We start from the raw sequence: 24,206 nt of genomic DNA on the forward strand, positions 1-24,206 counted from the left end.
GAAAGGCGCTCCTTCGAGACCTGTGGGTGGGGTCAGAGGCTGCGGGCGGTGATGTCGCCGTGGGCGGTGGTGGCCTGGATGTTCAGGCCGGCGGTGGCGCCGTCGGTGTTCTTCAGGGTGTTGTGGATGCGGCCGTAGGTGGTGCCGGCGTCGAGGGTGGCGGAGGCGCCGTTGGCGGCGCCGATGGTGATGTCACCGGACTCGGTGCGCAGTTCGACCGTCCCGCTCGTGGCCTCGGCGATGTTCAGGTCGCCCTTCTGGGTGCTGATCTGCGCGGGGCCGGTCAGGCGGCCGACGAGGATGTCGCCGGCCTGGAGAGTGAGGCGGGCGCTCTCGGTCTCGTCGAGCTTGACCACGGCCTGCGCGCCTTCGAAGGTGACGTTGCCGAGGCGACCCACACCCCGCAGTTCGCCAGCGGCGGTCTTCGCCTCGACGTGGGAGCCGGCGGGCAGTTGGACGGTCACTTCGACGGATCCGGAGTTGCCGAGGATCCGGTTCTTCGCGGCGGCTGCCTCGATGCGCAGGACGCCGTCGGCGTAGGCGACCGTGACGTGTTCGGCGGCCTTGATGTCGCGGCTCTTGGACTTGTCGGCGGGCAGGATCTCGACGCATGTGTCGGTGCGGTCGGCGGCGATGAACTGGATGCGTCCGGCGGGGATGTCCAGGACGGCGGTGACGGGGGAGGGGGTGTCGAACTTCTGCATGGTGTGCTCCTTGAATCCCTTGTTTCTGATGGGCGAAACGCTACGTTGCATTCAAGGATCGAGCAACAGCCTTCCTATGCAAGAACCCTATAACTGCAGGTAGTTGCAGGGATTTCATTGCAATGGCCTGGGCTCTAACGCAACAGATCCCACTGTCTATCGTTGCAATGAAATGGGAGTGAACGCTATAGTCGGCCGGGGGCCCTCAGTTGCGGACGTCGGACACCGGGCGCGAGACAGGTATGCCGGCAACTGGCGCATGGTTGCGAAGGACATCGGCTTGCAGACCGAAGACGTCCTGACCAACGGCATGCCCTGGGACCTCGCTGCTGCGATCCATTTCCAGGTCAACCAACGAGCAGCGGGAAACGGCTCCTTGATGCGGGCCTCGACCTCGGCGGTCTACTTCGCCGCCGCTGGCCAAGAAGCCACCATGAACGCGGCCCGCCGCATCGCTGCGCTCACCCACGGGGACCGCACGACCTGGGAAGGCACGGCGATCTTCCACGAACTCATCCGTGACATGTTCGAGGAGGTCGACCTCCTCACCGCGCTCCGGGACATCCTGGCTTTTGTCTATCCCGACCACCGGGGCCGCTATGCCACAGTCCTCGCTCCCGACTGGCGTCTTCATCAGGCAACCGAGTTCAACGGTGCCGTCTGGCTGGCCCTGCCTGGGCTCCGCCGTCTGGGCCCTGCGCACCACCAACAGCTTCGAAGACGCGATTCGCGCGGCGGTCGACCTCGGCGGCGACACGGACACCGTCGCCGCAGTGACCGGAGGCCTTGCGGGGGCGCGCTATGGGCTGGATGCAATCCCCGCCCACTGGCCCCAGCCGCTCCATGTGCCCCTCCCAGGATTCGACGGACGGGTGCTGGGTCTGGCAGATCTGCTCCACCTTGCGTACTGCCTCGGAAGCCGAACCGGGTGCTGCCCCTCGCGGGCACCTGCACGGGCCAGGACGGGCACCCGGCCAGCAATACCCAGGCAGCTCTCCTGCGTCCACCATCTGGAGGGTCTGTGTAGCGATCGGTGGAACTCGGTCGGATTGGATTAGCCGCGGTCGGCGGTGAGTCGGCCGTCGAAGGTGATGTCGAAGGCCTGGAGTGCGGCCTTCCAGGAGGGGAGGGGGTGGCCTGGACGGCATGGCTGGCTAGGCTGCCCCTCCTGAATGTTTGCCACAGCGGCGGCGTGCGGCAGTGCCGGGCGCGCCACGACGGGGACGGAAGACGCATGGCAGATCGCCAGACGGTCCAGTTGTTCGACCACATGCACCGGGGCATGCCGTTCGAGTTCACGACCAAGATGTCGATGATGAAGCGGCTCGCGACGCTGGTGTCCACCGCCGAGCTGTTCGGCTACCAGTACGCCGGAGTCCGGCAGGAGGTCTTCTCCATCAAGCTGCGCTTCATGCCCGACCCCAGCACCCAGGCGCAAGCACGCGCCGCGCAATACTGGCCGTACGCGCCGCAGGTGCCCGGGATCCCGCCGCAGATGCTGGAACTCAACAAGAAGCGGGTTCTGTTCGACCTGACCGGAAAGTCCGCGCTGCTGAAGCGGCTGCCGGTCGTGGGGGTGGTCCTCTTCATCGCGCTCCTGCGCTCGCTCAGCTTCCTGGACGACTCCATGGGGCTCGCCCTCGGCTACTTGTGCGGCATGGTCGTCCTGGTCGGCGTCGGCGTCTGGGCCAACTTCCTGCGCCACAAAAGGGCCGGCGCGTATCTCCAGACAGCGGGGTTCGTGCGCCACGAACCGTCCCCCGGCCAGGTCTTCTACCTCCCGCCGGGCTCTCAGCAGCAGTACGGGCAGCCGCAGCCTGCGCAGTACGGCCAGCCGCCGCAGCAGTACGGGCAGCAGGCACCCGGATACGGGCAGCAGGAACCCGGGTACGGCGGCCAGGCCCAGCCCCAGCAGCCCCCGTACGGCGCACCGCACCACCAGCAACAGCCCCCGCAGTACGGGCAGCAGCAACCGCCTCAGTTCGGCCAGCCGCAGTAGTAGTAGGAGGAGGAAGAAGAGAGGCAGTTGCGGCGCCGGTCACCCCTGCCAGACGATCGACTGGAGCTCGCTGTAGGCATGCAGCGCGTACGAGCCCACGTCCCGGCCCACCCCGCTCTGCTTGAACCCGCCGAACGGAGCCTCCACGTTCCGGCCTACCGCCGGCCTGCGCGTCACGCAGGCTCGGAGAGTAGAGCATGGTTCCACTCCGGGGCCGCCTTCTGCGCGGCCGCCGGCTCGGCGAGCACAGACAGAATCTGCTGGTACTCCGCCGCGAGGACCTGCACCCCCATGCCCTCAATCCGCTCGGGCACCAGGGAACCGGCCACCGCACCGGGCGCAGGGCCCCCGCGGAGCCGTCCCGAGACAGCACCTCCGCAACCGTCGCCCGGGCATCGGCCAACCGCGACAACTCCGCCTGAGTCGACCCGAGCGCGGCCTGCACCCGCTCGGCCTCCTCCCGCAGCCGGGCCACCTCCTCCCGGACGTTCTTATCCCGGGCCCCCAGCAATCCGAGCACCTAGGGTCTAACCACCTCCGGGAACGACACGAGCAGACGAACCACCCGAACCATCTCGCCAGAGACGGAAGTTCACGCGCCACCAGCCAGATTCAAAAGATCACGTTCGGAAAGCGGATGGCTTCTCAGCGGGTGGTGCGGGTGGGGAACCGGCGGGCGGCCCAATGCCGCAGCTGGTCGAAGCGGGTGGGGTGGGTGTGGCGCGAGGCGGTGGGGAACACGCCCTGCTCGGTGGGGAAGGACTGGGCCGCGCCGCAGGTGCACGTCCAGTCGTACGGCTCGGGGCCCGAGGGCGTCGCGCGTGGAACGCGGGGGCCTAAGCCAACGACCTGGGAATACCCGCTCCTTGATCGCGATATCGGCGAAGACCAACCGGTCCAGGACAGACCCAGCTGTCCTGGACGGTCCGATGCCCGCACTCATCGCTCCGGTGGGTGCTGGGAACCCGAGGGGTCGGGGACGGATTCTGCACTCTTCCCTTTGATTTCCATGTCCATGACACTGGCGTGTGACATCAACACTGCTGCGACAGGTCCGTGAAAGGACGACGATGGCTTCCGCGTTCCCCTCTTCTTCCGCTCCGCGCCCGTTCGACCGCCGTACGGCACTGCGCGGGACGCTGGCCGCCGGCATCGGCGTCGTACTGGGCCCTGTTCTGGTGACGGGTGCCGCGCAGGCCTACTCCTGGTCGCGAACCCTCAGCCAGGGGGCCACCGGCGCCGACGTGACCGAGCTGCAGATCAGAGTTGCCGGGTGGGCCGCGGACAGCGCGAGCCAGAGCCGTGTGGCCGTGGACGGCGACTTCGGCTCCGGCACCGCAGCGGCGGTGCGCCGCTTCCAGGCCGCCTACGGACTCGCCGTCGACGGCAGCGCCGGCCCCACGACCCAGGCGCAGCTCAACGCGCTTGAGCAGTCGGACAGTTCGACAACGCACTTCGACTTCAGCGAGTTCACCGACCGGATCAGCGGCACCTTCGCGGGCGGCAAACTGAGCGCGGCCGACGTCAAGGAGAACGTCCGCCGTGCGATGTACAAGCTGGAGGCGCTGCGCAAGAAGCTCGGCAACGTTCCGATCACGGTCAATTCCGGTTTCCGCAGCATCGCGCACAACGCCGACGTCGGCGGCGCCAGCGACAGCATGCATCTCTACGGCACGGCAGCCGACCTCGCCGTCTCTGGGGTGTCCAACAAGACCGTCTACCAAAGAGCGGAGACATGCGGTTTCTCGGGCCTGGAGACGTACACCGCGGACCACCAGCACGTCGACAGTCGGGCGGACCTAGGCAGGGCGTGGTGGTGGGAGAACGGCACCGTTTAGCCTTACTGCCGACCCCACCAAAAAATGATCTTGCTGGGGTCGACAGTCAAGCCGAGTCGACCCTCCCCGCCGCCTGGGGTCCCGTCCCGCCAACTGTGCGGCTCCATCTCGTATCGGGCCGGACCCGGCACGTTGTTGGGGCAGGGTAGCGTTCCTCGCCACGCTGCTGCACCGGCTGCCGCGAGATGCGCTGCGCAGGCTGCGGCTGCTGGCGTGCGCGCCGTCGGCGGTCTCGGGTGGGCTCTGGCCGTGGTGGGTGTGCAGCAGCCGTGGCCCCTCGCCGGGCGGCTGGACTCTGCCGTGGGGTGCGCAGTCGGCGATGTGGCGGGACAGTGGCGGCCTCGGCATGGGGCTAGCCGCGGCCCGTGCCTGTGCGTGGAGGCTCGAAGGAGTGGTTCGCGGCGCCGTCCTGGTCGCGGCGTGGGCCCCGCAGGGTCTTGCCCGGAGGCGGTGCCGCGCCGGCGGTGTTGACGCGGGGGAGCGCGTAGGGGTGGTCCTCGGTCAGCCAGCGCATCATCCGCTCACGGACCGTGACCCGCACTGTCCATATGTCGTCCGCGTCCTTGGCCGTGACCAGGGCGCGCACCTGCATGGTGTTCGGAGTGGAGTCCGTGACGGCGAGCGCGTAGTCGCGTCCGTCCCAGGCCGGGCACTCGCGCAGGATGTCGCGCAGCTTCTCGCGCATGGCCTCCACCGGCGCCGAGTGGTCGACGTGGAAGAAGACGATGCCGGTCATCTGGGCGCTGCCACGCGACCAGTTCTCGAACGGCTTCGAGGTGAAGTACGAGACGGGCATCGTGATCCGCCGCTCGTCCCAGGTCCGTACCGTCAGAAAGGTCAGGGTGATCTCGTCGACGGTGCCCCACTCGCCGTCCACCACGACCGTGTCGCCGAGGCGCACCATGTCGCCGAAGGCGATCTGCAGCCCGGCGAAGAGGTTCGACAGCGTGGACTGTGCGGCGACACCGGCGACGATGCCGAGGACGCCGGCCGAGGCGAGCAGCGAGGCGCCGGCCGCCCGCATCGCCGGGAAGGTGAGCAGCATCGCGGCGACCGCGACCACACCGACGATCGCGGACACCACCCGCTGGATCAGCGACACTTGGGTGCGGACCCGGCGGACCCGGGCGGGGTCGCGGTGCGCGGTCGCGTAGCGGCTGTACGAGGTATCCACGACGGCGGCGGCGATGCGCACCACCAGCCAGGCCGTGGAGCCGATGAGGGTCAGCGTCAGGATCCGGCCGATGCCGATGGAGTGCTCCTCCAGCAGCTTGGCCTGCGCGTAGGACCCTCTGAGCATGGCGGTGCACAGAACGAGTTGGAAGGGGACACGGCCGCGACGGAGCAGCCCCCACAGCGGGGTCTCGTGGTGCCGGCCGTCCGCGCGTCGCAGCAGCCGGTCCACGGCCCACCCGACGAGCAGCGTGAGCATGACCGAGCCGCCGACGACGATCACCGGGCGCAGTACGTTCTCCATGCCCCCGACCGTTACCGGCCCGCCGCGGTCCAAACCTGGGGCCGGAAGCCGTCCGTACGTGGGCCCGCGCGGCGTCGTCGGTCCAGGCCGGCATGCCATTGAGCTCGAAGGGGACTCCGCGGCGCAGTCAAGAGAACCGGTGAACTCGGCACTGACGGCGATCTTGCTCGCCTACGGAGCGGACCCCGAGTTGACTACGCCCGGTACGAATACGCCACTCGAGATGGCCACCTTTTATGACCATGAGATGGCCCAGCGGCTGCTGGCACGTTGGTCGCCACGAGACCGGTTCGACGACTGAACGCCCTGGACAGCAGCAGGCCTCGTCAGAATGATGGAGCCTTTGAGATCGGCTGGATGAACTGCCGGATGCGTGGCTCGCATGCCCGGTGGCGTGGGAAGAGGGCAGGGCGACCCGGCCCTCCTCCTCGCTTTTTCGTTGTGGTTGCTCGTGCTGTTCCCTGTGCCTCTTGGGGAGTGGAAACGTGGCCGATACAACAGTTGCTGCTGTGTCGTAACACGGCGTTGTCACCATCCCTGGGTCAGTCAAGATCGCGCGTGATCTGAGGGGAGCCGGGGACATGGCAGCACAGCGGCAGACGGTAGGTACGGGGACCAGTCGGCGGGGTTTCCTTCGTAATGTGGGGCTCACCGGTGGCGCGGGCGCGATGTTCGCGACCATGGGTGCCCTCGGGCTCGCTCCCACGGCGCAGGCCGCGCGGCGTGAACTTCCCTATCGTGCACCGCGGTCGGGGGATTTTACGCTCAGCGGGCGGGCCGCGGCGAGGGTGGTGATCGTGGGCGGTGGCATCGCGGGGCTTGCCACCGCGTACGAGCTGGGCAAGGCGGGCTACGACTGTACGGTCCTTGAGGCCAGAGACCGCACCGGTGGCCGCAACTTCACGGTGCGGGGCGGGGATTCGACCGTCGACCTGTACGGCAACGCGCAGAGTGCGCGCTTCAGCGACGGCCAGTACATGAACGCGGGCCCGGCCCGGCTTGCGCAGTGGATGGTGACGCTCGACTACTGCCGTGAACTCGGTGTCCCCATCGAGGTGTTCACCAACACGAACGCCGACGCCTACCTCTTCAACGAGTCGGCCGGCATGACGAAGCCGGTGCGGTACCGCACCGCCAAGGCCGATGTGTACGGGTATGTGTCCGAGCTGCTCGCCAAGGCCTCCGACAAGGGGGCGCTGGACAAGGAGCTGACCGTCGCCGACCAGGACCGGCTCGTCGAGTTCCTGAAGGACTTCGGCGACCTGGGTGACAAGCTGACATACGCAGGCGGGGAGCGGCGCGGGTACACCACCGTGCCGGCCGCCACCGGCACCCCGGGTGTGCTGCGCGGTGACGTGCCGTCCGCGTCTGAGGTGTTCGCCAGCGGTGTCGGGCGCTACTTCTCCTTCGAATTCGGCTTCGACCAGGCCATGCTGATGTTCCAGCCGGTCGGCGGCATGGATCAGATACCGAAGGCGCTGACCAAGGCGATAGGGGCGCGCCGCGTACAGACGGGCGCCGTCGTCAGCAAGATCACGGACAAGGGCGACGGGGTCGTCGTCACCTACTGGCAGGGCGGGCGTACCAGGGCCGTCGAGGCGGACTTCTGCGTTGGCGCGCTGCCGCCCAACATCCTCGCCAGGATCCCGCACAACCTCGGCCCCGGCGTGCAGGGCGCACTGGAGGCCATCGCCCCGCAGTCCGCGGGGAAGATCGGTCTGGAGTACAAGTCCCGTTGGTGGGAGCTGGATCACCGGATCTACGGCGGCATCACCGAGACCGACATGGACCTCAGCCACATCTGGCACCCCTCGCACGGATTCCACGACGAGCGTGGCGTCATGATCGGCTATTACAACTACGACGGTGACGCCGACGCGTACGCGAAGCTCGGTCCCGCCGCGCGCGAGGCACGAGCCCTCGCCCAGGGCGTGAAGATCTACGGCGAGAAGTACCGCACGGAGCTGGCGTCGTCGTTCTCGCACCACTGGCGCCAGACCCCGCACCTGGAAGCCGCCTGGCACGACACCCCGGGCGGCCCCGACGACCCGCGCTACAAGGTGCTCAACGAGCCCGGTGGGCGCGTCTACTTCGCCGGTGACTGGCTCAGCTACACGGACGCGTGGCAGCACGGCGCGTTCACGTCCGCGCGGCGGGCCGTGAGCAAGCTGCACGCGCGCGTGATGGCCGCCTGAGTGCCGCCGGCTGCGTAGGAGGCTGCTGGGAAAGGGCGCGGGCGGGAGTGCTCGCGCCCTGTTCACTAGGCCCGGCAAGGGGCGATTCCTTAGGGTGGAAGTCCCCTGGAGGGGAGAGGACTGACGGCCAGGACGGCGGCATGGGGTACGCCTCGCGTTGTGATGCTCCGAACCTGTCGCATGCTTCCCTTGACACGCGGGACGCACCTGCGGGTTCGCACTCAATGACTTCAGGGGTCGGCGAACCCGTAGGTCTCCGTGTGGGATCTCCTCGCCCACCGTCGCTGTTGCTCTTGCCGAGGCCGTGCCGTTGCTGCCCAGGTACCGGGTTGGTGGTCTGGCTTCGTTCAGGTGAAGTAGCAGCGTTTGATCAGCGGGTTGGGCGGCGGTTGGCGATGTTGAGGGCTGCGGATGCTCGCGAGAAATGGCGTCGCTGTGGTGTGGTGCCACGGGAGTGCGGCACAAGGGCCGTCCCTTGATCACCGGTCGTTAGACTCCCGGGGTTCGGGCGCTGTCGGTGGACTGGAAGGCCAAGCCGTGGATGATGACTTTTGGGCCGGCTGGCCGCAACGATGGACCGGGAGCACCTGCGACGTGCGGACGGCCGTGGGCGCGATCTCGCGTGAGGTCAAGGACGGGTTCAGGTATGACGAGGTCCCTTGGCAGCGGTTCCGGCACTTCTACGGTCCGGGCGAGGACATCCCCGGTCTGCTCGCCACGCTCGCGTCCGGGGACGCCGAAGCTGCAGACGGGGCCTTGCAGCAGCTTTGGACGGATCTTCATCATCAGGGCGGCACGATCGCGGTGGGGGCACTGGCGGTGCCGTTTCTGCTCCGGATCGCGGTGGCCGGGCGCCCTGGGCTCCGTGCCCAGACTCTTCGCTTGATCGCCGAGATCGGCCGGTGTCAGCACATGGGGGACGGATCACGGGAAGGCCTGCTCCAGGTCGCCGAGGAGCCGTTGATGATCGAGGGCAGCACGATGTGCCCGGTGGACTGGACGATCCAGGCCGCCCGCCAAGCCGTCACGGACGACCTGCACCTTGTGCTCCCGCTTCTGTCCGACCCCGACCCCGACCCCGAGGTCCGCTCCGTGACCGCCTACGTCCTGGCGGCGGCGACCGGCGAGCTTTCACACGTCTCCAGTGCTCTGCGATCCAGGCTGGCGAAGGAAGACGATGCGGCAGCCCGGGTGAGCCTGATCCTGGCGATCGCCCAACTCGCCCGCGAACACCAATACGGACACGCTCCCCAATGGGCCCAGGATCTGTGGTCGGATCCCGGACGACCGCCCGAGGTCCGCATCGGCGCCGGCCTGGCCTGGCTGGGTCTGGCCACCGACCCCGCCCCCGACGAGCTCCGCGCCCTGCTCACCGACCCCGGCACCCGTCCATACGACGACCTGCTCCAGCCGGTGCCATGGCTGACCTGGGTCGACCACCATGGCTCCGGGCTGCGCAGCTGCATCGACGAAATGCTCACGACAACCATCCACGAAACGGTGCTTGACGATCCTTGGGGTGGAGAATCGTCAAGCTGAACCATGCAGCGCTCAGCCGGCCTTGGCCTGGCCGACGCCGACCTGGCCAGCCCGTGGCTGGCCTGGGCAGAGCACCTCGCCCACCGGCTCGCCGAGACCCGCGGCTGGGGACGCAACATCCGCTTCGCCGTCAACCGCGCCTTGGCCCTCGTCCTCACCGGCTACGTCGAGGGCGACGTCATCCGGCACACGGAGATCTTCGCCCTGCTGCGGGCCCTGGAGCTGCCGGTCGGCTGCACCGTCACGGTCATGGACGAGATGGGGATCTTCGAGGACGACAGCGAACCCTCCTTCGAACGCTGGCTCGCAGAGAGGCGGGAGGGGCTCGCACCCGGCATCCGCTGGGAGGCCGAGTGCTGGATCCGCGTCCTTCGCGGACGGCGGCCCCCGCAGCCTCCCGAGACGGGAAGGCACGGTCTGGCTCTACCTCAACCGAGTCCGCCCGGCCCTACTGGAATGGTCGAACCTCTACGACCACCTGCGGGAAGTGACCCGCAATGATGTCCTCACCTACATCAGGACACTGCATGGCCACCAGCGCCACGACCAACTCGTAGCCCTGCGCTCGCTGTTCACCTGCGCCAAGCGGAACGGGCTGATCTTCCGCAACCCCACCAGCCGGATCAAGGTCGGGCAATACGAGTACGCCGTGCTGCAACCGCTCGTCCCCGAGCAGGTCGATCGCTTAGTCGCGACGGCCGCCACCCCGGCGACGAGGCTCATCCTCGCCTTCGTGGCGGTCCACGCCGCCCGGGTCGCCCAGATCGCCAGCCGCATGCTCGACGACGTCGACCTCGGCAACCGTCGGCTGACCATCGCCGGGCGTGTTCGACCACTTGACGATCTCACCCGGAAACTGCTGCTGGACTGGCTGGAGCACCGGCGCCGCCGGTGGCCGAACACCGCGCACCTTCGCCTACTGATCAACAACCAGACCGCTGCCAAGACCAGCCGCGCCAGCAACCACTGGATCAGTGCCGCGATGCGCGGGCAGGACGCGACACGGGAGCGGCTCCGGGTTGACCGGCAGCGCGAAGAGGCCCTGACCCACGGGCCCGATCCCTTCCGCCTTGCCGAGGTGTTCGGACTCGATCAGAAGACCGCGATGCGTTACGCCGACTCGGCCCGTCAGCTGCTTCTGGCCTCGCCCCGTGCGCCCTCCCGGCGGAACTGTCAGTGAAGCCGAATAGAGTCCAGTGACGTTCGTATCCAGTAGGAGAGGCCGTGGCTCTCGACGCCGTTGAAGCGATCCGCCAGCTTCAAGACCGGAGTTCCGCCAAGCGCCGCTCGGCCGCGAAGCGACTTCGGAAACTGGGCGACTCAGATGCCGGTGCTGCCCTGCTCGAAGCCCTGAAGAATGAGGTGAGGGATTCGCGGACCTGGGAAACCCAGTACCAGATGACGATGGCGCTCGGTACGTGCGGCTCCCCGTCCGACCTTCCCTACCTGCGAGATCTCGTCCTTCAGCGCGACACTCTCCATGCGGTTCACACGGCCGGGGGCGACGCCATTGTCCGGCTGAGCTACATGGAGCACTCCCACACTGAGGCGATTCGCTGGTGCATGAGTACCGGCAACGAGACTCTTGTGGACGGAGCGTTGCAGGCCGTGGCCATGCTCCGGCTTGCCCTGGATCAGGAAACAGTGACCGACGTCCTCGACTTCATCGAAGCTAGGTCCCCACAGGATGGGATCTACTTCTGGCCCGCTGTTGCCGCGGCCGGCTGGACGGGGCAGCGAGCGCACGACTTCCTCACCTCATGCATCTCCAGCCCCCGATCCGATGTCGCCGAAGCCGCCACGAACTCCCTTGCCGGGAACTACGGCACCCACCGACCCTTGTAAGCGATCCCGCACTCCGGGCTCGCCGAGCGCCGCGGTGACCTGGTCTCAGGCCGCGCCGTTCTCAACCGGCCCAAGGTGTCCCGACCAGGCGAGTTCCGCCAGGACGTCGAGTAGCTCAATGAGGCGAAGCCTGTCATCTGCGGCGATGGGCTGTCCAACGGCTTCGGGCAGGCCCGCATCGTCCCGCGGCCCTACTGGGAGAGCGCGTAGGTCCGGACGGGGTCGAGGTGCAGTTCGCAGGGCCCGAAGCAGTCGGCTGCGAGGGTCGCGACGGGAGTGCCGCAGGGGCAGGCCCGGTTGAGTCCTTCGTCGCCTGTCGGTCCGCAGCACCCGTTGCTGTTCTCCCAGTTGGGCAGTGGCTGAAGGCCGGCGGCATCGTCGGGGTGCACCAGCACTGTCTGCTGGCTGCCCGCCGAGATGACGAAGCCTTCTTCCCGGCAGACCAGAGGTCCACGGGACTGAGCGGGCTTCGGGTTCTCCTGATCGTGCTGCATGACGTAGGGAGGTCCCCAGGGCTCGGGATCGATTACGTAGCGGCCCCGCGGAACGGTGGAAGGTGCCCGGCGTGTCTCCTTGTCCCGGTCACGCTCGTCGTCGAAGACGTCAGGGATGGCGGCAAGCTCGGCCAGCTCAGGCGTGATCGCGGTGCCGCACTTGGAACACAGGAAGACGGTCATCCCCTTGTTGTAGTGCTCAGGACTGCCCCATCGCATCCTCGTTTCGCTGCTCGCAGTCGATGCGCGCGCCGAAACTGCGGAAATCGGGCATGCTCGGGTGGACGGTGGTGCGCCGGGTAGCGAGGTCGCACATGGCCGCAAGCTTCTGCCCGGCGGCGGCGAGGCCGGCCTCGATCGCGGCGACCTCGCCGAGCCGGCCCTGTTCCTTGGCCTCCCCCTCCCGGAGCCGGTCGAGCAGGTTCGCGTGGATCTCCTCCAAGCGGGGCATCTGCTCGGGATCGACCCCAGCGCTTCAGATGGTTCGGTCCGTCCGGACTGGTGTGTCCGCTCTGACTTGGCTCGGGGCGTCTCACGCGTCTCAGGTGATACTCGGGCCTTCTTGGGGTCTGTGTCCGTTCTGGATTTCTGGGCTCTGGCCGCCGTTGGGCTGTGACCCGGCGCGGTGGTGAGTGGTCCGGGTGGTTTCGCCCGGACCACTCGCGACGCCAGAGCAGCCGCCGATTTACCTGGCGAGTTCAGCCGGTTCGTCTAGTCTCGTCAGCTTCCGCGGGTTTCTCACCAAGTAGATCCGGGTGACCTGCCCGTTCTCCACCACGAGGCTTACCGCCGTGGCCAGCTCGCCGTCGATCTCGATCCGGCCTGCAGGTGCGCCGTTGAGCCACACGGCCGTCGTCGCGAACGCGACCGCTTCCGCCCGGTTCGTGCGCGCGAGGACCTTCGCCACGAGCTCGACCCCGTGGATCGGAGTCAGAGCGGCGGCCGCAAGCCCGCCACCATCGGCGATCAAGACGACGTCCGGCGCCATGACGTCCACCAGCTCCTGCAGCTGCCCGGTGCGCAACGCGAGCAGGAACCGGTCCACCACGGCCTGCTGCTCCGACCTGCTCACTTGCACTCGCGGCCGCCGGGCCGCCACATGCTCGCGTGATCGCCGCGCGATCTGCCGCACCGCGGCCGCGGACTTCCCGATGGCCTCGGCAATCTCGCCGTATGGCAGCTCGAAGACCTCGCGGAGCACGAACACGGCTCGCTCCGTCGGCCCGAGTGTTTCAAGGACGGTCAGCATCGCGATCGAGACGCTCTCCGCGAGCTCTACGTCCTCGGCGACGTCAGGGCTGGTCAGCAATGGTTCCGGCAGCCACTCGCCGACATAGTCCTCGCGGCTGCGTGCCAGCGTCCGCAGCCGGTTGAGTGCCTGCCGTGTGACGGTCCTGACGAGGTACGCCCGCGCGTCGGTCACTCGCGACTGGTCGATCCCGGCCCATCGCAGCCAGGACTCCTGCAGTACGTCCTCCGCGTCGGCCGCGGAGCCGAGCATCTCGTAGGCGACCGTGAACAGCAGGCTGCGATGGGCGATGAACGGGTCCTTGGTCATGTGGCCGACGCTACGTCGGACGTCTCAGGACGCGCAGCCAGCGGGATCTCGCAGGTATCGGAGTAGCCCTGTGAGGTGATCCCGTGGGCCGTGTTGCACCTGGCTGCCAGGTTGGCGAAGCCGATGAACACGGTGAGCTCGACCAGCGCCGCCGGGCCGAGGCGGCCGAGCAGGGCTGCCGACAACTCATCGGTGACGGTCGTCGGTGTGTTCGTCATGGCCTCGGCGTACTCCAACACCTCCCGCTCCAACGGCGTGAACACCTCCGACTCCCGCCAGCGCGGTACCTGGCTCGCCTTGGCCAGGTCCAGGTTCTGGTTCTGTGCCGCGAAGTAGTTGATGTCGAGGCACCAGCTGCAGCCGACCTGTGCCGCGACAGCCATGTGCGCGAACGTCTTCAGGCTCGCGTCAGCCGCATCCCAGGTGCCCACTTGGGCCGCGAACTCCTGGTTGGCCTCGGCGAGCTTGGGGTTGTTCCACAGCACCTCGTTGGGCTCGGGCACGGAGCCGAGCTGCTTCATCAGGTTCTCGCGGAGCTCGGCGGGGAGCTCGGCCTTCGGAACGCGTAGCGCCATGGTGTTCTCCTTCGATGTTTGCCTGTTCGGCATGAAGACACCGCCGGGCCCGCGAATGTGACAACAGCCCTCGCCACTGTGCAGGGACCGTCAGCACGCACAGGCCGAGTCTCGGCCGCTCTCACACGACAGTGACCGTAAGGTCATTCCTCCTCGCCGGCGCATTCGGGTCTACTGCCACGACCATGACGACCGCAACCCGGGCCCGCTCCCGCACCGGACATACGCCATGCTCATCGGCGGGCCGCTGCACAGGCTCCTCCTGTTCTCTGCACCAGGCCTTTTCCCCCTTTGGATCATCTGATCATTGGTCTGGTGTGCTGGTGGCTGACGGCCCGTCGCACGCATCGAGCCGTTGCTGGCGGACCGGACGCCGAAGCGGGGTGGCCGCCCGTCTGCCAGCGGGGGACCTCCAGGAAGGGCCGGAGCCGAGGGTGACCGTGTTCGGGTCGGACGACCCCGAGGCGCTGCCGCTGAATGCGCCGAGCAGCGGGATGCCGGCGCCCAGGGCCGCCGTCCCGCCCAGTCCGCGCAGGACGGTGCGGCGCCCGGGGCCGTGGACGGAGGTGGCGGCGGGAGGGAGTTTCATGACGGCTCCTGAAGGCGGCGGGAAGGATGGTTGCGTCGTCGCGGTTCACATAGTCACTCAGAACACAACACGGTCGAACGGCGGCGCTCATGAGAGTCGTTCGACTGGTCGACCGTCAAGGGTTTTGGTGCACCTTTCTCGGCGGGTGGGCGGCACGGAAGATCGGATAGATCGGCCCCGTTTCGTAGTCCGGCCGTCCGGCCTGGTCGCTTTCCTTTTGGGTAAGCGCTTTCCCCAAATGGCCATGCTTTAAGGCTAGTTGGCGCGAGTGGTGGATGAAAGTCCAAGGCCGTTCGACATTCCTCCATGGCGTCACCTGAGTCGCAGGGATAGAAATCGGCAGGGTCGAGCCCCGATGATTCGCGGCCCGACGCGGGTGCGGATCGCGTGGTCTGCGCCTCCGGCAATCCAACACAACCGAACAGTTCAGTCGGTGTCTGATAAATCGATCACGCACTCCCCATCCACCTCGGAGTCGACATGACCTGGACAAGTAAGTGGAGATCGGCGCTGTTCGCCGCGCTTGTGGCACTGCTCCTCGGTGCCGTGACGGGCTGGGGCGCACCGCGCGCCCATGCGGCCACCAGCACGGCCATCACTGTCGACGGCACACAGCCCGGCCGCACCTTCGACGGCATCGGCGCGATCAGCGGAGGCGGCGGGAACTCGCGGTTGCTGATCGACTATCCCGAGCCGCAGCGCAGCCGGATCCTCGACTACCTCTTCAAGCCCGGCTACGGCGCGTCCCTGCAGTTCCTCAAGCTGGAAGTGGGCGGCGACACCAACTCCACCGACGGCGCCGAGCCCAGCCACATGCACACCCGCGACAAGGTGGACTGCGACGCGGGCTACGAGTGGTGGCTCGCCGAACAGGCAAAGGCGCGCAACCCCCACATCAAGTTCCAGGCCCTGTCCTGGGGAGCACCGGGGTGGATCGGCAACGGCGACTTTTGGTCGCAGGACACGATCGACTATCTGATGTCCTGGTTCGGCTGCGCGAAGAAGCACGGCCTGACCATCGACTACGTGGGCGGCTGGAACGAGCGGGGCTCGGACGCCGACTGGTTCAAGAAGCTCAAGTCGACGCTCGTGGCGAAGGGTTACCGCACCAAGGTCGTCGCGGACGAGAGCTTCGGCTGGGACATCGCCGACGCGATGGCCAAGGATAGAGAGCTCAAGGACGCCGTCGACGTCATCGGATCGCACTACCCCTGCGGCTATCAGAGCGCCTTCACCTCATGCCCTTCCAGCGACGTGGCCCAGTCCCTGGACAAGCCGCTGTGGGCCAGTGAGAACGGGTCGCTCGACACCGACGGCGGAGCCGAGGCCGTGGCCCGCGGGATCAACCGCGACTACATCGACGGCAGGATGACGGCGTTCGTCAACTGGCCGGTGATCGCCTCGCTCTACCCGAACCTCTCCTTCTCCACGGACGGCATGTCGATCGCCAACCAGCCCTGGTCCGGCGCCTACCACATCGGAGCGACGACCTGGGTGACCGCGCACACCGCGCAGTTCACCCGGCCCGGCTGGCGCTACATCGACTCGGCGAGCGGCTATCTCGGCGCAGACCGCTCCAACGGCAGTTACGTGTCGCTGAAGTCGCGTGACGGTGACGACTACTCCACCGTCATCGAGACGATGGACGCCACCGCTGAGCAGACCGTCAACCTCACTGTGCGGGGCGGGCTTGCGACTGCAAGGGTCCACGTCTGGTCCACCGACGTGAAGTCGTCCGCCACAGATGACGACTTCGTCCGGGGCGCGGACATCACGCCCGTGGACGGTTCGTACTCGCTGACCCTGAAGCCCGGGCACCTCTACACCCTCACGACGACCAGAGGCCAGAGCAAGGGCACCGCGACGTCCCCGGCCGAGGCCGCGCTGAAACTGCCCTACTCCGACACCTTCGACAAGCGAGCCGCCTCGAAGAGCCCTCGCTACTTCACCGACATGAACGGGGCCTTCGAGACCACGGCGTGCGCCGGCCACCGCTCCGGCACCTGTCTGCGCCAGATGGCGCCGACCAGCCCGATCCGATGGACCGACGAGCCCTACAACGCCCCGTACACCTTCATGGGCGAGGGGTCCTGGACCAACTACACCGTCACCGCGGACGCCCTGTTCAGCGAGAAGGGCACAGTGGAGCTCCTCGGCCGGGTCGGCCAGCAGGGCCGTAACAACAACGGCCTGAATGCCTACCACCTCCGCGTGAGCAACGACGGCACCTGGTCGATCGACAAGAGCGACACCACGTGGAAGTTCACCCGGCTCGCCGGAGGGCGCACGAGCACACTCGGCCTGAACAAGTGGCACACCGTCGCCTTCACCCTGCAGGACACCAAACTGACCGCCTCGGTCGACGGCAAGGAGCTCGGCAGCGTCACCGACTACTCGTTCAGCAGCGGCCGGGCCGGGCTCGGGGTGACGGGCTATCAGACTCAGCAGTTCGACAACTTCGCCCTCACCCCGGGCGCACCGTCGCGCCAGCACCTCGGCCCTGTCACCTCGGGCCTGACCGGCACCTGCCTGGCGGCGGAGAACGGATCCGACGCCGACGGCACCCGGGCCCTGGCAGGCACCTGCGACGGCAGCGCCGGACAGCAGTGGTGGTGGGGCAACGGCCAGCTGCGGCTGGGCAGTTCGACCGGCAGGTGCCTGGACGTCACCGGAGCGGGCACCGACAACGGCTCCCCGGCCGAACTGTGGGCGTGCAACGGCGGCGGCAACCAGCAGTGGGTGCCTCAGGCCGACGGCACGCTCCAAGGACAGGCTTCCGGGCGGTGCCTCGCGGTGCCCGGATCCGACGCGACGCAGCAGCTGGTGATCCAGGACTGCGACGGCACGGCGGCGAACCAGCGCTGGACCCTGCCGTAGCGGGGCTTGGGATGTACGTCTGCGCCTGACCGGATCGGTGTGGTGCGACGGCGGTACGTACGTACGGTCCGGCAGTCGTCGCACCACACCTCACCTCACCTCACTTTCGCCGGACCACGCGTCGAAGGAGCAGACCAGTGATCGACAACATCAATGGTGTGAGATGCCGGGGGGCGTGCTCGCCGCCAGCCTGGCCGGTGTGGGCGCCGCGCTCGTACCCGCGGGGAGGGCCGCCGCCGAACCGGGCGCAGGGGTGCCGTTTGTGTCCGACGGCGCCGGCCAGGGCGGGCGCCGGCTGCTGAACTTCAACCATCGCATCGGCGGCTACTTCCTGTGAGTCTTCGAGGACTACGGAACCAACGACGTCTACCAGAAGTCCGGCGCCGTCGACATCGACCGCTACCCCAAGTACTGCTACCGCTGGCTCAAGTCCATGTAACCGGCACACAATACGAACCACGGCGGCCGATGGTCTTCGTCGCCAGCGCCCACAGCGCCGCCTCCGAGAAGAAGGTGCGGGTCTTCAGTAACGCCGACCGCGTCCGCCCAGTCGTCCACGTCCTCGAGGCCGGCTAACAGCGCCCCGTCGGGAGGCCTCGGCGTCGGCGGTCGGGTGCCGGACTCCGGGAGCGGGTCGGCGCTAGCCGGCTCCGTATCTGCTGGCGGATAGGCCGGAGCGACGGCCGCGGGCTGGTCGGCGCGGGCCTGCGTGGCCCTGGGCAAGCCTTGGTGTCGGGCTCCGGCGCTGGTCGGCTGGCCCATGTGGGTGCCGTCCAGTCGCAGATATCCAGCTCCGCGGGTGTGATGGGGGTGCGGTCTGTCGACCGCCTCGACGGCCGGCATCTGCCGCTGGAGTGCAGGCGATGCAGGGCGCGCCGGCTGTGGTGGGTGTCGGTGCTCGACGAAGGAGTCAATGTGGCAACGCCCTCCTCGGATGGCCCCCAGGCACACAAGGGCGGTAACGGTGGTGGCGCAGATAGCCCTGCGCACGGCGACGAGGAGGGCCACGGCGGCGATGCCGGCCGTGCATCCCGGAAAGGTGCCGTAGAAGGTAGTTCGTCCACAGGCGCCGTGAAGCGCACGATGCGCGAGTTCAAAGAGGACAATCTCACGGACTGGGCAGCTGCCCTGACCTACTACGGAGTCTTGGCGATCTTCCCTGCCCTGCTGGCTCTTGTATCCATTCTGGGCCTGCTGAGCCCTTCGACCATCGACTCGCTGATCAAGAATCTCTCCAGCATTGCACCCGGGTCCGTGCGCAACATCCTCACCACCATGCTGGAGCAGCTCAAGGGCGGCCAGGGCAAAGCCCTGATCGCGCTGATCTTCGGTGTCGTCCTGGCGCTGTGGTCGGCCTCCGGCTACGTCGCCGCCTTCATGCGCGCTTCCAATATCGTCTATGACATCGGTGAGGGCCGGCCGGTATGGAAGACCCTGCCGGTCCGCTTCGCCATCACCGCGGCGGTGGTGGTCCTCCTGGCCCTGACCGCGGTCGGCGTCGTCTTCACCGGCAGCCTGGCCAAGAAGATGGGGTCGGTCCTGGGGCTCGGCGACACGGCGGTGACCGTGTGGAACATCGCCAAATGGCCCGTCATGCTCATCCTGGTCGTGCTGATCGTCATGCTGCTGTACTGGGCCGCACCCAACGTCAAACGCCGAGTCCGGCGAGTGCTGCCCGGCGCAGCCCTGGCGGTAGTCATCTGGCTCATCGCCTGCGCGCTGTTCGCTCTCTACGTCGCCAACCTCAGCAGCTACAACAAGACCTACGGCACGTTCGCCACCCCCATCGTCGCGCTGATCTGGCTGTGGCTCACGAACATCGCGATCTTGCTCGGGCTGGAGTTCAACGCCGAACTCGAACGCGGACGTGCCATCGAAGGCGGCCTCCCACCGGGTGACGAGCCGTACGCCGAGCCGCGCGACACCCGCAAGCTCTGATGACGACCGCACGTCAGCGCGCCCTCTCCCGGCAGAGACTTCGCCCGGCCGTCACTCTGAGCCTGTGAGCCAGCCTGAAGCGCCGCTGCCCTTGAACACCCTCGCCGATCCCTGTCCTAAGGGCTGTCCGCAAAGATCTTGGCTCCGAGTGCGGAGCGGCCTGCAGAGCTGGCGAGGTATTCAGCCGGTGGTTCGTGAGGTGTCCGGGGACCGGGCGAAGTCGGCGAGCGTGTGGAAGTCGTTCTCCCGGAGGCCGATCCGCGGGTTGACGTGGTGGAGGAGCCCGGGCCCTTGGTGGTGGGCGGTCACGTAGGTCTGATCCAGCTCGCTTTGCTCGTCGTCCACCCAGGCGAAAGGACGGCCGCCTGCGTAGCCCACTAGCGGTCCGGTCTTCCAGTGGACTCCATCAGGGCGTTCTTGGAGCAGGACGTCGCCGAAGTCCACGAAGGGAAGTTCCGGAAGGCCGAGGACCGGTGCGATCCACCGGTTGGCGTCGTCCATCCATGTGGTGGCCCAGCACAGCTCGAAGCCGAGTCGGAGCAAGATTCGTCCGTGCTCCGGGTTGAGCCAGACTCGCAGGGGGCGTCGTCTGGATGATAGGCCCCTGTCGTCCTGATGGGCGTTGTTCCGGGGGACTCGGAGTGTGGTGTAGCCGTCGGGACGCCTCTCCGGCTGGGCTGCATAGGGGTTGAGCGGCCCGTCCACGTCGAGGAACAGCAGAGGTCGGTTCACGGTTTCCCCCGGTTTTTGCTCACTGCGGACTGCCCCCGATCAGCCTAGCTGTGGGCATGCCTTAGGCGCTGCCCGGCAGGTGACGGCCGGGCAGCGGGAGGCGATGGACGACGGCCTGCGCTGCGTGGCAACGCTGGCCGCCAGGGACTGCGACGCGCACGCCGCGCGGGTGTGGCTCCCTCTCGGCCACAGCAACTGGGCCTCCTACTGCGGGGCGGAATTCGGCATCTCCCGCGCGTAGGCCTACAGGCTGCCCGACGTCGCCCGCGCCCTGCCGCGGTCCACGACGCGGTCACGGCGAGCACCGATCTGTCTCGCGCGCGAGACACCGGCCACGCCGCCGCGGTCGCGCTCGACTTCGGCCTGTCCCAGCGCGCCCTGATCGCCGTCTGCGCCCGCCGCGGCGACATCGCTCCGCTGATCACCCGCCGCCTCGCCACGCTCACCCACAACGGCCTGCAACCCCTTGATGAGCCGGCCGTGCGCGCGGTGGTCCGACAGGCATCGACCCGATGTAGTCCCGGCAGTTCCCAGCACAGACACTGACGGGGGCCGACCGCCGTGGCTCTGCGGGCATGCGAGAGGCCCCGGCCGGTCACTGCTGTCGCCGTTCAAGAACAACGCCCCTGCCGCCAACGGGACCTGTGGCTCTGGCCACGAGTTTCGCTCTACGCAGTTCAGGTCCTTCGCTGACCGTGCTGCGTCCAGGCGCTCTACGGCACGCGGGGGCTGTCGGAGACTCGTGAACATTCCGACTGGCTTCGTAGGTGAGAACGGAGAGTGAATGTCGACGGGGCCTGGCAGCGGTTCTTGATTGAGGCGCCCAGGCATGTTGATGAGGACTGGCAGCGCCCAGAGGGCTTGGCTCGAGAGAGTGTCGGCGCGGACGGACATAATGCGGCTGTGGACCTGTGACCGGAGTTGTTGCCCCCGCCCGTGAATCGGCAGCGGCTGGACGAGCTGTGCGCCGAGGTAGAGCGGATCGCTGACCTGCTGGAAGCCCGCCGGCAGGCAGCGGATGAGGCAATCACGGCCTTCAACGCGATGACCGGTCATGACTACGAGGCCCTCGACTTCGCTGAGTACGAAGGAAGCAGGAGCCTGGAGGAGTTCGCGCGGGAGGCGGCCCGGCCGGCTCGCCCCGTGGTTGCGGACAGCACCCGGGACAAGCTGGGTGAGATCGTTCGCAGACTCTTGCTGGCCGACTCGGAGAGCGACTACTACCTGTGGCTCCTGGAAGCGAACGTGCCGCACCCCCGGGTGAGTGACCTGGTCTTCCACCTCTCAGACAACGTTCGGGGCGTGTCTGCGGAGCAGATTGTCGACGAGGCTCTGAAGTACCGACCGATCGCGCTCTGAGTCCTGCGGGAAGTCAGCCGGCCTTGGCAGGGGGCTTCGGCCCGCGCCCGGGTGGTGGCCAGGCGGTAGGCGTCGGTGCCGGTCTCGATGATGGTGCCGTTGAAGGTCAGGCGGTCGACGATGGCCGCGCAGAGGCGGGCCTATATTTCCCACGTCCTTGACGACTGCGGATTCCCGCCCCGGATGATCAGCAGCACCCGTCTCGTCGACCTGGTGAACACCATGGACCCCAAGCTCGTCGCCGCCGCATTCGGCATGGACCCGCAAGCCACCCTCATCTACCTTGCTGATCACATTGACCCAGGACGCCTGCCCGACCAGCACCAGTAGAGGAACCTGCATGCGGTACCTCATCCCCCCATTCGCTCTTTCTGCCCTCCAGCGCGGACGGCAGATCGAGCAGTTCCTCGGCAGGGTCGAACGCGACGGTCAACAAGGGCTTCGCTGGATCGCACTCAGCCCCGGCCCTTCCTGCGTGACGATCTATGTGAGTGACGTCGAAGACGTTGGCACTGACAACTTCCTCGACATCACCGAGTTCCCGCCCCTGGACCCCGAGGAGGAGACGTGGGGACGGGAGATCGCGGTACTGTCCACCCCCGAGGACGCCTTGCACCTGGCCGAGCGTGACCTCGCCGCAGACCCCCAACGCTGGGTCAACCAGGGCATCGTCTGTGACGAGTATCAGGACTTCCGCAAGATGAACCCGTGATGTGTTGGCGCTGCCTGGCACGTGTTCGCCGACCATGTGCGCTTTAGCGAACGACTCGTTTGAGGCGATGGCGACGCTGTTCTTCTCCTCGCGCTCGGTCAACACCTGGAAGAGCAATTCGGCGCCGTGGCGGTCGAGCTCCATGTAGCCGAGCTCGTCGATGCAGAGAAGGTCGACACGGCCGTAGCGGGCGATCGTCTTGTTCAACTGGTTCTCGTCGGCCGCCTCGACCAGCTCGGTCACCTCGCGCTTGAGAGCCGGCTCCAGAAGCCGTTTCGTGAGTTGCTGCAGCAGACCTCCCTCACCGGTCAGTTGCAGGCTTTCAGCCTGAGTCCGGCCCGCCAACTCCTCGATCGGCTGGTCATCGACTGTTTTGGCCGACTGTGCCGCCACCACGCGCGCCTGCGGAGGCGGCCTTCGAGGATTCGCCGTCGCGGGTCTGGTTAGCTTGCTCCGAGCGCGATCGGACGATCATGCCCCCGGGTGCGCGCTGAACCGTCTGCCCGGCCTCTTTTTCTCAGGAGCGTTTTCATGAGCACGACCGTCAAGTTCCAGGGCAACCCGGTGAGCCTCGCCGGTACCTTCCCCAAGCAAGGGGACGTCGCGCCCGAGTTCTCTCTGGTGGCCAAGGACCTGTCGGACGTCTCGCTGTCGTCCTTCACCGGCCGCAAGGTCCTGAACATCTTCCCCAGCGTCGACACGGGCGTCTGCGCCGCGTCCGTGCGCAAGTTCAACGAGGTGGCCTCGGGGCTCGACAACACCGCGGTGCTGTGCATCTCGGCCGACCTGCCGTTCGCGCAGGGCCGCTTCTGCGGGGCGGAGGGTCTGTCTGACGTCGTCACCCTGTCCACGCTGCGCGGCAGGGAATTCCTGAAGGCGTACGGCGTGGAGATCACCGACGGCCCGCTGGCCGGTCTGGCGGCCCGCGCGGTCGTAGTCCTGGACGACAAGAACAAGGTCATCCACTCCGAGCTGGTGGGCGACATCGCCGAGGAGCCCGACTACGACGCCGCCGCGGCGCTCCTTAAGTAACCCACCCCGTACTCACTGGAGCGTCGGCGCACCACCCACTCGGCCCCCAGCGGCGATCCCTCGCGCTCGGGGCCGGGGCCGGCACAGAATGCCGCCCCTGCCGCTGGGCGGCCCACCCATCGGGTCGGCGGCCGGTGCCTCCCGAACTTGTGAACACCGACCTGCCCGGTATCTGGGTGCCTCCCGAACTCATCGACAACTGACTCCCGTTCTCGGCTCTGGCACAGATCTTGGGGGCGGTCACGGAGGGGGAGGGGTTCGATCTATTGCAGGGAGGGGAGGCGACCTGGGGGATCGTCAGCGTTCACGCATTCTGGTCCACCACCAGCACGTCGTCGCCCACTCGTTGTAGTTGGGCTCCGGCAAGGTGCGGCGCTCGAATTCCTCATCGATACGCGTGATCAATCGGCCCAAGTCCCGTTTGGCTCCGGGCGGAAGGTGCAGCATCGCCCACTCCAGGTCATCACGGGCATCTCCGACCCCGGGCGAATCAAACGGGGAGGCGTCCAGGTAGCGTCCGGGCTGCTTAAAGGCCCACTCGATACACGAGAGCGCCTTGGCGACCGCGTTGGGCCACGTCTGCTGGTCCTCGATCCGGCGGATCGCTGCACGAGTCCGCGCGGAGACGCCGGGGACCCTCAGAACCGGATCCTGCCATCGTGGCCGCCACCGCTCTGCGCGGACGGCCTTGGGACGCCTACGCGGCATCGCCCTTTCGGATCAACATGAGGCCATCCTGCCAC

General features: G+C 67.6%; 23 protein-coding genes and 4 pseudogenes. 15 read left to right on the forward strand and 12 right to left on the reverse strand.

Features of this window, described 5'->3' with window-relative positions:
* Window positions 1–32 precede the first annotated feature (32 nt).
* Window positions 33–704 carry a DUF4097 family beta strand repeat-containing protein gene (locus LGI35_RS44460; protein WP_227300088.1) on the reverse strand — a complete coding sequence of 224 codons (672 nt, stop codon included), beginning with the start codon at window positions 702–704 and terminating at the stop codon, window positions 33–35.
* A 172-nt stretch (window positions 705–876) separates the two neighbouring features.
* Here LGI35_RS44460 and LGI35_RS44465 point away from each other — a divergent pair.
* Together LGI35_RS44465 and LGI35_RS44470 are read left to right on the forward strand one after the other, a co-directional pair.
* Window positions 877–1,621, forward strand: a pseudogene (locus tag LGI35_RS44465) (ADP-ribosylglycohydrolase family protein); the annotation flags it as partial.
* 317 nt (window positions 1,622–1,938) lie between these two features.
* A complete protein-coding gene (locus LGI35_RS44470; protein WP_227300089.1) occupies window positions 1,939–2,703 on the forward strand; it encodes a DUF2076 domain-containing protein in 765 nt (254 codons plus the stop codon).
* Between the two features lie 39 nt (window positions 2,704–2,742).
* Here LGI35_RS44470 and LGI35_RS44475 read toward each other — a convergent pair.
* Window positions 2,743–2,862 (reverse strand): annotated as a pseudogene (locus LGI35_RS44475) (aldehyde dehydrogenase family protein); the annotation flags it as partial.
* A gap of 38 nt (window positions 2,863–2,900) precedes the next feature.
* On the opposite strand from LGI35_RS44475, the gene LGI35_RS44480 reads away from it, so the two are divergent.
* Both LGI35_RS44480 and LGI35_RS44485 read left to right on the forward strand, forming a co-directional pair.
* Window positions 2,901–3,125, forward strand: coding sequence for a hypothetical protein (locus LGI35_RS44480; RefSeq protein ID WP_227300090.1), 225 nt, complete (start codon window positions 2,901–2,903; stop codon window positions 3,123–3,125).
* A 648-nt stretch (window positions 3,126–3,773) separates the two neighbouring features.
* Window positions 3,774–4,541, forward strand: coding sequence for a D-Ala-D-Ala carboxypeptidase family metallohydrolase (locus LGI35_RS44485; protein ID WP_227300091.1), 768 nt, complete (start codon window positions 3,774–3,776; stop codon window positions 4,539–4,541).
* A 352-nt stretch (window positions 4,542–4,893) separates the two neighbouring features.
* Here the strand turns inward: LGI35_RS44485 and LGI35_RS44490 are convergent, their stop codons facing one another.
* On the reverse strand, window positions 4,894–6,018 hold the full coding sequence (locus tag LGI35_RS44490; protein ID WP_227300092.1) for a mechanosensitive ion channel family protein: 1,125 nt from the start codon (window positions 6,016–6,018) through the stop codon (window positions 4,894–4,896).
* A 668-nt stretch (window positions 6,019–6,686) separates the two neighbouring features.
* Here LGI35_RS44490 and LGI35_RS44495 point away from each other — a divergent pair.
* The 5 genes from LGI35_RS44495 (at window position 6,687) to LGI35_RS44515 (ending at window position 11,597) form a co-directional block, all read left to right on the forward strand.
* Window positions 6,687–8,213, forward strand: coding sequence for a flavin monoamine oxidase family protein (locus LGI35_RS44495; protein ID WP_227300766.1), 1,527 nt, complete (start codon window positions 6,687–6,689; stop codon window positions 8,211–8,213).
* 594 nt (window positions 8,214–8,807) lie between these two features.
* On the forward strand, window positions 8,808–9,752 hold the full coding sequence (locus tag LGI35_RS44500) for a hypothetical protein (RefSeq protein ID WP_227300093.1): 945 nt from the start codon (window positions 8,808–8,810) through the stop codon (window positions 9,750–9,752).
* Window positions 9,753–9,755: 3 nt separating this feature from the next.
* On the forward strand, window positions 9,756–10,253 hold the full coding sequence (locus LGI35_RS44505) for a hypothetical protein (protein WP_227300094.1): 498 nt from the start codon (window positions 9,756–9,758) through the stop codon (window positions 10,251–10,253).
* Window positions 10,240–10,932 (forward strand): site-specific integrase, encoded by a 693-nt coding sequence (locus tag LGI35_RS44510; RefSeq protein WP_227300095.1) that lies wholly within the window; start codon window positions 10,240–10,242, stop codon window positions 10,930–10,932. Before LGI35_RS44505 ends, LGI35_RS44510 begins: the two co-directional genes overlap by 14 nt.
* Before the next feature lie 44 nt (window positions 10,933–10,976).
* Complete coding sequence (locus LGI35_RS44515) at window positions 10,977–11,597, forward strand: HEAT repeat domain-containing protein (RefSeq protein ID WP_227300096.1); 621 nt, start codon at window positions 10,977–10,979, stop codon at window positions 11,595–11,597.
* Between the two features lie 191 nt (window positions 11,598–11,788).
* Here the strand turns inward: LGI35_RS44515 and LGI35_RS44520 are convergent, their stop codons facing one another.
* From LGI35_RS44520 to LGI35_RS46450, 5 genes are all read right to left on the reverse strand, one after another.
* The gene (locus tag LGI35_RS44520) at window positions 11,789–12,274 is read right to left on the reverse strand and encodes a hypothetical protein (RefSeq protein WP_227300097.1); all 486 of its coding nucleotides are present in this window, start codon (window positions 12,272–12,274) and stop codon (window positions 11,789–11,791) included.
* Window positions 12,275–12,290: 16 nt separating this feature from the next.
* Window positions 12,291–12,533: a hypothetical protein gene (locus LGI35_RS44525; RefSeq protein WP_227300098.1), complete on the reverse strand. Its 243-nt coding sequence runs from the start codon at window positions 12,531–12,533 to the stop codon at window positions 12,291–12,293.
* Window positions 12,534–12,776: 243 nt separating this feature from the next.
* Window positions 12,777–13,649, reverse strand: a complete 873-nt coding sequence (locus LGI35_RS44530) for an RNA polymerase sigma-70 factor (RefSeq protein WP_227300099.1) — start codon at window positions 13,647–13,649, stop codon at window positions 12,777–12,779.
* Window positions 13,646–14,224: a carboxymuconolactone decarboxylase family protein gene (locus LGI35_RS44535; RefSeq protein ID WP_227300100.1), complete on the reverse strand. Its 579-nt coding sequence runs from the start codon at window positions 14,222–14,224 to the stop codon at window positions 13,646–13,648. The genes LGI35_RS44530 and LGI35_RS44535 overlap by 4 nt, the downstream gene beginning before the upstream one ends.
* A gap of 304 nt (window positions 14,225–14,528) precedes the next feature.
* Complete coding sequence (locus LGI35_RS46450; RefSeq protein ID WP_341483489.1) at window positions 14,529–14,813, reverse strand: hypothetical protein; 285 nt, start codon at window positions 14,811–14,813, stop codon at window positions 14,529–14,531.
* 480 nt (window positions 14,814–15,293) lie between these two features.
* Here LGI35_RS46450 and LGI35_RS44545 point away from each other — a divergent pair, with 480 nt between their 5' ends.
* From LGI35_RS44545 to LGI35_RS44555, 3 genes are all read left to right on the forward strand, one after another.
* The gene (locus LGI35_RS44545; RefSeq protein WP_227300101.1) at window positions 15,294–17,690 is read left to right on the forward strand and encodes a ricin-type beta-trefoil lectin domain protein; all 2,397 of its coding nucleotides are present in this window, start codon (window positions 15,294–15,296) and stop codon (window positions 17,688–17,690) included.
* Window positions 17,691–17,853: 163 nt separating this feature from the next.
* Window positions 17,854–18,027: a hypothetical protein gene (locus LGI35_RS44550; protein ID WP_227300102.1), complete on the forward strand. Its 174-nt coding sequence runs from the start codon at window positions 17,854–17,856 to the stop codon at window positions 18,025–18,027.
* A 425-nt stretch (window positions 18,028–18,452) separates the two neighbouring features.
* Complete coding sequence (locus tag LGI35_RS44555) at window positions 18,453–19,628, forward strand: YihY/virulence factor BrkB family protein (RefSeq protein WP_227300103.1); 1,176 nt, start codon at window positions 18,453–18,455, stop codon at window positions 19,626–19,628.
* A gap of 180 nt (window positions 19,629–19,808) precedes the next feature.
* Here LGI35_RS44555 and LGI35_RS44560 read toward each other — a convergent pair whose 3' ends face one another.
* Window positions 19,809–20,360: a hypothetical protein gene (locus tag LGI35_RS44560; protein ID WP_227300104.1), complete on the reverse strand. Its 552-nt coding sequence runs from the start codon at window positions 20,358–20,360 to the stop codon at window positions 19,809–19,811.
* A 79-nt stretch (window positions 20,361–20,439) separates the two neighbouring features.
* Between LGI35_RS44560 and LGI35_RS44565 the strand changes: the two genes are divergently transcribed.
* Window positions 20,440–20,601, forward strand: a complete 162-nt coding sequence (locus LGI35_RS44565) for a hypothetical protein (RefSeq protein ID WP_227300105.1) — start codon at window positions 20,440–20,442, stop codon at window positions 20,599–20,601.
* A gap of 2 nt (window positions 20,602–20,603) precedes the next feature.
* On the opposite strand, the gene LGI35_RS44570 is transcribed toward LGI35_RS44565, so the two are convergent.
* The gene (locus LGI35_RS44570; RefSeq protein ID WP_227300106.1) at window positions 20,604–20,810 is read right to left on the reverse strand and encodes a hypothetical protein; all 207 of its coding nucleotides are present in this window, start codon (window positions 20,808–20,810) and stop codon (window positions 20,604–20,606) included.
* Between the two features lie 486 nt (window positions 20,811–21,296).
* Here LGI35_RS44570 and LGI35_RS44575 point away from each other — a divergent pair, with 486 nt between their 5' ends.
* Entirely contained in the window at window positions 21,297–21,719 is a 423-nt protein-coding gene (locus tag LGI35_RS44575) for a hypothetical protein (protein WP_227300107.1), read from the forward strand.
* A 50-nt stretch (window positions 21,720–21,769) separates the two neighbouring features.
* Here the strand turns inward: LGI35_RS44575 and LGI35_RS44580 are convergent.
* Both LGI35_RS44580 and LGI35_RS44585 read right to left on the reverse strand, forming a co-directional pair.
* Window positions 21,770–21,856: pseudogene (locus LGI35_RS44580) on the reverse strand (IS21-like element helper ATPase IstB); the annotation flags it as partial.
* A 623-nt stretch (window positions 21,857–22,479) separates the two neighbouring features.
* A pseudogene (locus LGI35_RS44585) lies at window positions 22,480–22,674 on the reverse strand (ATP-binding protein); the annotation flags it as partial.
* 288 nt (window positions 22,675–22,962) lie between these two features.
* Here LGI35_RS44585 and tpx point away from each other — a divergent pair.
* Window positions 22,963–23,463 (forward strand): thiol peroxidase, encoded by a 501-nt coding sequence (tpx, locus tag LGI35_RS44590; protein ID WP_227300108.1) that lies wholly within the window; start codon window positions 22,963–22,965, stop codon window positions 23,461–23,463.
* The last annotated feature ends 743 nt before the right edge of the window (window positions 23,464–24,206 follow it).

Source organism: Streptomyces longhuiensis (assembly GCF_020616555.1).
Classification (GTDB): Bacteria; Actinomycetota; Actinomycetes; order Streptomycetales; family Streptomycetaceae; genus Streptomyces; species Streptomyces longhuiensis.

What these genes read in the sequence shown, in the direction of transcription:
- LGI35_RS44460 (WP_227300088.1), bottom strand. Translation starts at nt 704, where the DNA reads ATGCAGAAGTTCGACACCCCCTCCCCCGTCACCGCCGTCCTGGACATC.
- LGI35_RS44470 (WP_227300089.1), top strand. Translation starts at nt 1,939, where the DNA reads ATGGCAGATCGCCAGACGGTCCAGTTGTTCGACCACATGCACCGGGGC.
- LGI35_RS44480 (WP_227300090.1), top strand. Translation starts at nt 2,901, where the DNA reads ATGGTTCCACTCCGGGGCCGCCTTCTGCGCGGCCGCCGGCTCGGCGAG.
- LGI35_RS44485 (WP_227300091.1), top strand. Translation starts at nt 3,774, where the DNA reads ATGGCTTCCGCGTTCCCCTCTTCTTCCGCTCCGCGCCCGTTCGACCGC.
- LGI35_RS44490 (WP_227300092.1), bottom strand. Translation starts at nt 6,018, where the DNA reads ATGGAGAACGTACTGCGCCCGGTGATCGTCGTCGGCGGCTCGGTCATG.
- LGI35_RS44495 (WP_227300766.1), top strand. Translation starts at nt 6,687, where the DNA reads ATGTTCGCGACCATGGGTGCCCTCGGGCTCGCTCCCACGGCGCAGGCC.
- LGI35_RS44505 (WP_227300094.1), top strand. Translation starts at nt 9,756, where the DNA reads ATGCAGCGCTCAGCCGGCCTTGGCCTGGCCGACGCCGACCTGGCCAGC.
- LGI35_RS44520 (WP_227300097.1), bottom strand. Translation starts at nt 12,274, where the DNA reads ATGACCGTCTTCCTGTGTTCCAAGTGCGGCACCGCGATCACGCCTGAG.
- LGI35_RS44530 (WP_227300099.1), bottom strand. Translation starts at nt 13,649, where the DNA reads ATGACCAAGGACCCGTTCATCGCCCATCGCAGCCTGCTGTTCACGGTC.
- LGI35_RS44535 (WP_227300100.1), bottom strand. Translation starts at nt 14,224, where the DNA reads ATGGCGCTACGCGTTCCGAAGGCCGAGCTCCCCGCCGAGCTCCGCGAG.
- LGI35_RS46450 (WP_341483489.1), bottom strand. Translation starts at nt 14,813, where the DNA reads ATGAAACTCCCTCCCGCCGCCACCTCCGTCCACGGCCCCGGGCGCCGC.
- LGI35_RS44545 (WP_227300101.1), top strand. Translation starts at nt 15,294, where the DNA reads ATGACCTGGACAAGTAAGTGGAGATCGGCGCTGTTCGCCGCGCTTGTG.
- LGI35_RS44550 (WP_227300102.1), top strand. Translation starts at nt 17,854, where the DNA reads ATGCCGGGGGGCGTGCTCGCCGCCAGCCTGGCCGGTGTGGGCGCCGCG.
- tpx (WP_227300108.1), top strand. Translation starts at nt 22,963, where the DNA reads ATGAGCACGACCGTCAAGTTCCAGGGCAACCCGGTGAGCCTCGCCGGT.